This is a genomic window from Streptomonospora sediminis (assembly GCF_054778995.1).
Genome location: NZ_BAAGYZ010000123.1, coordinates 23,090 through 30,670, shown reverse-complemented (window position 1 = coordinate 30,670; position 7,581 = coordinate 23,090). Strand labels below are relative to the sequence as shown.

The 7,581-nt window shown below is 71.2% G+C and carries 5 protein-coding genes; 4 read left to right on the top strand and 1 reads right to left on the bottom strand.

The features are described 5' to 3' along the window. Positions 1–497: 497 nt before the first annotated feature. Positions 498–1,931: a sodium/glutamate symporter gene (locus ACYVD5_RS24125; RefSeq protein WP_461003425.1), complete on the top strand. Its 1,434-nt coding sequence runs from the start codon at positions 498–500 to the stop codon at positions 1,929–1,931. A gap of 26 nt (positions 1,932–1,957) precedes the next feature. Here the strand turns inward: ACYVD5_RS24125 and ACYVD5_RS24120 are convergent, their stop codons facing one another. Beyond that, positions 1,958–2,971, bottom strand: coding sequence for a trypsin-like serine peptidase (locus tag ACYVD5_RS24120; RefSeq protein ID WP_461003424.1), 1,014 nt, complete (start codon positions 2,969–2,971; stop codon positions 1,958–1,960). A gap of 172 nt (positions 2,972–3,143) precedes the next feature. Between ACYVD5_RS24120 and dxr the strand changes: the two genes are divergently transcribed. From dxr to ispG, 3 genes are all read left to right on the top strand, one after another. Then, positions 3,144–4,421: a 1-deoxy-D-xylulose-5-phosphate reductoisomerase gene (gene dxr, locus ACYVD5_RS24115; protein ID WP_461003423.1), complete on the top strand. Its 1,278-nt coding sequence runs from the start codon at positions 3,144–3,146 to the stop codon at positions 4,419–4,421. A gap of 16 nt (positions 4,422–4,437) precedes the next feature. Then, positions 4,438–5,796, top strand: a complete 1,359-nt coding sequence (locus tag ACYVD5_RS24110; protein WP_461003422.1) for a M50 family metallopeptidase — start codon at positions 4,438–4,440, stop codon at positions 5,794–5,796. A 477-nt stretch (positions 5,797–6,273) separates the two neighbouring features. After that, positions 6,274–7,431: a flavodoxin-dependent (E)-4-hydroxy-3-methylbut-2-enyl-diphosphate synthase gene (gene ispG / locus ACYVD5_RS24105; RefSeq protein WP_461003421.1), complete on the top strand. Its 1,158-nt coding sequence runs from the start codon at positions 6,274–6,276 to the stop codon at positions 7,429–7,431. Positions 7,432–7,581: the final 150 nt, after the last annotated feature.

Here is a 7,581-nt window from a genome sequence, read left to right as displayed (position 1 = left end):
GCCGCGCCCGCGGCCAGCAGGGCGGCGCTCGCCGCCGCAGCGGCCCTGGCCGAGGCGGCGCGGGCGGCGGTGCGCCGCGGAATCCGGGCACGGGCCGGTGCGGCCGGTGCCGGGGGGTAACGGTTGGACATGGGAACGTAACTTATCGGAGCTGCCGGTTGTCCGGAACCCGCCGAACCGGGCTGCATGAAACGCCGTGCAGCGGGCACCGATCCGCTGCACAGCGCTGATTTCCGCCAAGCGGCTCGCCGGGCGGCGCGCGTGATTGATGTCTCGTTGCGGGGCCGCGGCCGCACGGGTGCGGGTGCGCGAAACGGCGCAGCCGCCGCGGTGTCCGCTCGCCGCACGGACGCATCCGGCGCCGCGCGAACGCATGGCCGTCCGCGTGCGGCCGCGTACGGGTCGTAGCATTGCGGCGCTGACCACGCCGGACAGCCCCCGACCCGAAACGTGGCGGTGTGTTTTCCGGCAACGCATTCTCGCGGGAAAGGGACCTGATGACCCCCGAAGCGATCGGTTTCGCACTCCTGTTGGTCGGGGTGGTGCTGCTGGTGGCCAAGCTCGTCCGGGTGCGGTGGAAGCTGGCGCAGAAACTGTTCCTGCCCAGCTCGATCATCGGCGGCGGCATGGCGCTGCTGCTGGGCCCCGACGTCTTCGGCCGCATTGCCGCGGCGCTGGGCACCGACCGCTTTGCCGAGGGCGGGCTGTGGGGCGGCGACGTGCTGGAGGTCTGGTCGGCGCTGCCGGGCCTGCTGATCTCCATTGTCTTCGCCGGCCTGTTCCTGGGCCAGCGGATCCCCAACCTGCGCCAGGCCGGACGGTTGGCCGCGCCCCAGATCGCGTTCGGGCTCACGTTCAGCGCGGGCCAGTACGTCGTGGGTCTGCTGCTGGCACTGCTGGTGCTGGGGCCGGTGTTCGGGCTGCCGCCGCTGACCGGCGCGCTGATCGAGGTCGGCTTCGAGGGCGGGCACGGCACTGCGGCCGGCCTCAAGGACACCTTTGCCCAAGCGGGTTTCCCCGAAGGCGAGGACCTGGCGCTGGGTATGGCCACCATCGGCCTGCTGACCGGCGTCATCGCCGGCATCGTGCTGATCAACTGGGGTGTGCGCACCGGCCGCACCACCCAGTTGGCCGCGGCGGCCAAGCCGACCGTCGCCGAGCGGATGGGCGTGGTCGAGCGGGAGAACCGCACCTCCGCGGCCACACTGACCGTGCACCCCTCCTCGATCGAGCCGCTGGCCCTGCACTTCGGGCTGCTGGCGATCGGCGTCATCATCGGCCAACTGCTGCTGTGGGGGTTGCAGTGGCTGGAGCAGCTGCTGTGGGCCGACACCATCGAGCTGTTCGCCTTCGTCCCGCTGTTCCCGCTGGCGATGATCGGCGGGATTGCGATGCAGATGGTCATCGACCGGTTCGACAGGCTGCAGGTGGTCGACCGGCAGATGATCGAGCGTATCCAGGGATTCGCGCTGGACGCGCTGATCATCACGGCTCTGGGTACGCTGTCGTTGCAGGTCATCGCGGCCAACCTGGTGCCGTTCCTGCTGCTGGCCGCGGTGGGCGTGATCTACTGCATTGCGGTGTTCCTGTTCCTGGCGCCCCGGATGCTGCCGTCGTACTGGTTCGAGCGCGGGATCGGCGACCTGGGCCAGTCGCTGGGCGTGACCGCTACCGGACTGATTCTGATGCGCATTGCCGACCCGGAGCTGCGCACGCCCGCCTACCCGGCCTTCGGTTACAAGCAGCTGATCCTGGAGCCGTTCTTCGGCGGCGGGCTGATCACCGCGGCCGCGATCCCGCTGATCGTGGAGTTCGGCGCGCCGCCGCTGCTGGTGGGCATGGCCGTGTTGCTGGTGGTGTCGCTGCTGCTCGGGCTGCTGGTGTTCGGCCGGCGCCGCGACCCGGCCTCCACCGGGGTGGCGGCCGAGTAGCAGCGAACGGCGGCGGGACGGCGGGGTTAGTACGAGCGGGCGCGGTCGTAGAGCCGGCGCGCCGCCTCGCCCAGGAAGGGGCCGTACTGGGTGCGGGAGTCGTCGGCGTACTTGAAGCTGATCACCGAGACCACGGTGCCCTTGCCCGACTCCGTGTCGAAGCCGCTCAGCCACGGGCCGCCGCTGGAACCCTCGGTCATGGCGCAGGCCATGCCGTTGGCGGTGGTGCCGCCGTTGTCGTCGACCGGCGGGCCGGAGCAGTAGTGCAGCCGCCGCCCCTCGAACCGGCCGGTGGCCGGGTAGCCGAAGGAGTAGGAGGGGTCGGCGGGCTCGGTGCCGAAGGCGATGGGCTGGGCGCCGACGCGGTCTTGGACGTGCTCGCCGCCGGAGCGGTTGAGCACGGCCATGCCGAAGTCGTAGCTGTCGTCGGGGCCGTCCGCCCACTGCGGTGCGACGAACATCTGCCGCGCGGTGTAGCGGCCGTAGGGGTTCTCGCCGTTGTCGTATCCGGGCACGAACACCCATTTGTCCGCCCAGGGCCCGCTGCCGTCCTTGAGGCAGTGGCCTGCGGTGATGACCGTGTCGCGGTTGTCGGCCGAGACCACCGACGCCGAGCAGGTGAAGTCGCGGCCGTTCATGGTGAGGAACACCTTCCCGGTGGTGCGGGTGACCCGGCCGCCCTGGCGCCACCGGTCGCCGGTGCTACTGCCGGGGGCCGCCTGCGGGGCGGTGGCGCCGGGTGCGCCGGAGGTTCCGCCGTCCGGCAGCACGCCGCCCGCGATGCCGTTGAGCGCGGGCACGAGCGGGGCGGCCTCGGCCATGCGCCGCGGGGTCCAGTAGTCGAGCACTTCGCGGCTTTCGCCGCCGTCGTCGGCGGCGGCCTGGCGCACGGCCCCGGCGGGTTCGTACCCGGCCGCCGCGGGCCGGGCCGCCGCGCCCGGACCGGCGCCGTATGCGGGCCCTGCTGCGGTGAGGCAGGTGAGTGCGGCGGTGGCGCCGAGTAGCGCGCCGATGGCCCTGTGGGCGGCGGATGAATCCATGGCACGGGATCATGCCACACTTTGGGTAGTCAATTGACTACATTTTGAACGCGGCGGGTCGGTCCGGACCGTTCGGCGGGCCGGCCGCCGGCCGGCCGGCGGAGCCCGCGGAAAGCCGCCCGGCGCCCACCCCTCCGGCGAGGTTGTGGACAGCTCCTGCGCACCTGTCGCGATGCGCGACAATGGCCGTGTGCGAATCGCGGACCAGCTACTTTCGGATGCCCCAGCCAACCGCCGGCGCGAGGTCGTCATCCTCGGCTCCACCGGCTCGATCGGCACGCAGGCGGTCGAGGTCGTCCAGGCCGACCCCGGCCGCTTCCGCGTCGTCGGCCTGGCCGCGGGCGGGGGGCGCCCCGAACTCCTGGCCGATCAAGCGTGCGCGCTGGGCGCCGAGGCGGTGGCCGTGGCCGATCCGGGCGCCGCGGGGCGGCTCTCGGCGCTGCTGCGCGAACGCGGGTCGGCGGCAAAGGTGCTGGCCGGCGCCGAGGGCGTGGCCGAACTCGCGGCCTGGCAGTGCGACGTCGTCCTCAACGGCATCACCGGAGCCCTCGGGTTGGAATCCACGCTGGCGGCGTTGCGCGCGGGCCGGCTGCTCGCGCTGGCCAACAAGGAGTCGCTGATCATCGGCGGCCCGCTGGTGCGCGCCGCCGCGCAGCCCGGCCAGATCGTGCCGGTCGACTCCGAACACTTCGCCCTGGCCCAGTGCTTTCCGCGGGCGGCCCCCGGCGGGCTCACGAGCCTTGCCCAGGGCCAGGTGGCCGCGCGGCTCGACGAGGTCAGGCGCCTGGTCATCACCGCCAGCGGCGGCCCGTTCCGCGCGCGCAGCCGCGACCAGTTGGCCGGGGTCAGCCCTGCTGAGGCCATGAACCACCCCACCTGGGACATGGGCCCGGTCATCACGGTGAACTCGGCCACACTGGTCAACAAGGGGCTGGAGGTCATCGAGGCCCACCTGCTCTTCGATATCCCCTTCGACCGCATCGAGGTCGTGGTGCACCCGCAGTCGGTGATCCACTCCATGGTCGAGTACGTCGACGGCTCCACCCTCGCCCAGGCCAGTCCGCCGAGCATGCGCATCCCGATCGCCTACGGCATGGCCTGGCCCGAACGCGTCGGGGCCGCCGCGCCGCCGATCGACTGGACCAGCGCCCACACCTGGACCTTTGCCCCGCTCGACCACGACACCTTCCCCGCGGTTGCGCTGGCCTGCGAGGTCGGCGCGGCCGGCGGCACCGCGCCCGCGGTCTACAACGCCGCGAACGAGGAGGCCGTGGCGGCCTTCCTCGGCGAGACCCTGGCATTTCCCGCAATCGTGGACACCGTGGCACGGGTAGTCTCAGAACATCGGGTCGAGGCCGCGTCCGGCCTCTCGCCGGCCGAGCTCTACGCAGCCGACGACTGGGCGCGCCGCCGCGCCCGTGAACTGATCGCACGGCCCGCACGAGGATAGGTACGGAGAGAGACCCATGGTCACAGTACTGACCGCGCTCGGGATCGTGCTGTTTTTCCTCGGACTGCTCTTCTCCATCGCCTGGCACGAACTCGGCCACCTTGCCACCGGCAAGATGTTCGGCATCCGCTGCACGCAGTACATGGTCGGCTTCGGCAAGACCCTGTGGTCGCGCAAGTGGGGCGACACCGAGTACGGCCTGAAGATGATCCCGCTGGGCGGCTACGTGCGGCTCGTCGGCATGATCCCGCCGGCGGCCAAGTCCCACGACACCTCGGGCAAGCCGATGTCGCGCTGGCGCGCGATGGTCGAGGACGCCCGCGAGGCCAACACCGTCGACCTCGAACCCGGCGACGAAGACCGCCAGTTCTACCAGCGTGCGCCCTGGAAGCGGATCATCGTCATGGTGGCCGGACCGGCGATGAACCTGGTCCTGGCGGTGGTGCTGTTCAGCATCATCATGATGGGTATCGGGCTGCCGCAGAGCACCACGACCGTCGATACCGTCGCCAAGTGCGTGCTGCCCGCCGACTCCACCCGGACCGAGTGCTCGGCCGATGCCCCGCCCACGCCGGCGCTTGAGGCCGGCATGCGGCCCGGCGACCGGATCGTCCAGGTCGGCGACGACCCCACCCCCAACTGGCAGGCCGCCAACAGCGCCATCCGCGAACACATGGGGCCCACCGAGATCACGGTCGAACGCGGCGGCGACACCCGCACCCTCGATGTCGACCTGATCGAGAACCAGGTGGTCGCCCGCAACTCCGACGGCGACATCACCTACGAGAAAGGCCCCGACGGCGAACCGGTGACCGACTCCGACGGCTACCGGGTGCCCGCCACCGAACCTGCCGGGTTCCTCGGCATCACTTTCGCTCAAGAGCGCATGCCGCTGACCGTCGGCGAGTCCGCCGCGACCATGTGGCAGTCGGTCGTGGGCGTCACCGAGGCCCTGGTCGAACTCCCCTCGAAGGTCGACGACGTCTTCGGCGCGGCGTTCCTCGGCGACGAGCGCACCGTCGACTCCCCGGTGGGCATCGTGGGTGCCTCGCGCATCGGCGGCGAGGTGCTGTCGCAGCCCATCCCGATGACCGACCGTGTCGTGTTCCTGGGGAACATGCTCGCCGGGGTCAACCTGTTCCTGTTCGCCTTCAACATGGTGCCGATCCTCCCGCTGGACGGCGGACACATTTTCGGCGCACTGTGGGAGTGGGTGCGCAGGGGGTTCGCCCGGCTGTTCCGGCGGCCCGATCCCGGCCCCTTCGACGTGGCCCAGCTCATGCCGATCGCCTATGTCGTGGTGGCTTGTTTCGTGGTCTTCAGCCTGATGCTGCTGGTCGCCGATGTGGTCAACCCGGTGCGGCTGACCCAGTGACCGGCTGACCGGTGCCGACCCGGCGACCGGGCGGGCCACCGGGCGGCCGTGCGCAGCGCCGCTCAGCCGCCGCGGCCGGCCCGGTGGCCCGGTGGTTGTGCCGCGGACGGCTGTCACCGCCGGTCGCCGAATCCCGCTATCGTGCTGCTTGTGGCGCCTGGGGCTAATGGGGCCAACGGGGCTGGAGTGTTCGGTGGCCGCCGGAGTAATCGGTACCGGGTGCCCCGCTTCGCCCCAAGATCGCCCGCCGTGATGCGGGGCGAATCACCCCAATTACCCTGCGAACGGTCACCCTCTGTTCTCCCGGCCACGGCGTAACGTCCTGCTCAATACGGGTAGCCTTAGCAGCGTGTCGGAGCGCTCGGATTTCTTTCCGGCGCCCCCGGCGGCGGCTCGTCGCTTGCCCGCTGCCCAGATTTCAACCGGCTTCTAACGACGCTGCCGGCCGAGCCCCCGGTAGCCGCGAGGTGAAAACGCGTGACCGTCGATCTTGGAATCCCCGCCGCCCGACCCCGCCCGATCGCTCCGCGGCGGCAATCGCGGCAGATCATGGTCGGCAATGTCCCGGTCGGTGGGGATGCCCCCGTTTCCGTGCAGTCGATGACGACCACCGTCACGTCCGACATCAACTCCACGCTGCAGCAGATCGCCGAGCTGACGGCGTCGGGCTGCCAGATCGTGCGTGTCGCGGTACCCAGCCCCGACGACGCCGAGGCCCTGCCGATCATCGCCAAGAAATCCCAAATCCCGGTCATCGCCGATATCCACTTCCAGCCCAAGTACGTCTTCGCAGCGATCGAGGCGGGCTGCGCCGGCGTGCGCGTCAACCCCGGCAACATCCGCAAGTTCGACGACCGCGTCGGCGAGATCGCCAAGGCCGCCGGCGACGCCGGCGTGCCGATCCGCATCGGCGTCAACGCGGGCTCGCTGGACAAGCGGCTGCTGGAGAAACACGGCAAGGCCACGCCCGAGGCCCTGGTGGAATCCGCGCTGTGGGAGTGCTCGCTGTTCGAGGAGCACGGCTTCCGCGACATCAAGATCTCGGTCAAGCACAACGACCCGGTCGTGATGGTCAACGCCTACCGCCAGCTCGCCGAGCAGTGCGAATACCCGCTGCACCTGGGAGTCACCGAGGCCGGGCCCGCTTTCCAGGGCACCATCAAGTCCTCGGTGGCCTTCGGCGCCCTGCTCGCCGAGGGCATCGGCGACACCATCCGCGTGTCGCTGTCGGCGCCGCCCGCCGAAGAGGTCAAGGTCGGCAACCAGATCCTGGAGTCCCTCGGCCTGCGCGAGCGCGGCCTGGAAATCGTCTCCTGCCCCAGCTGCGGGCGCGCCCAGGTCGACGTCTACAAGCTGGCCGACGAGGTCACCGCGGGCCTGGAAGGCATGGAGGTCCCCCTGCGCGTGGCCGTCATGGGCTGCGTCGTCAACGGCCCCGGCGAGGCCCGCGACGCCGACCTCGGTGTCGCCTCCGGCAACGGCAAGGGCCAGATCTTCGTCAAGGGCGAGGTCATCAAGACCGTCCCCGAGGCCCAGATCGTCGAGACCCTGATCGACGAGGCCATGCGCCTGGCCGAGGACATGGAGTCCGCGGGCGCCGAGTCCGGTGCCCCCTCGGTCTCGGTCGCCGGCTAACTCAGCTGCGGTTGTCCGTACACCCCGGTGGGCCCGGAGCCCGCCGGGGTGCGGTGTGTCCGGGCGCCGTGCCGCCGGTGCGGCCCGACGCCCCCAGCGGCCCAGCGGCGCCTGCCGTGTCGGTTCGCCCCATGCCGCCCGGCCGCGGGG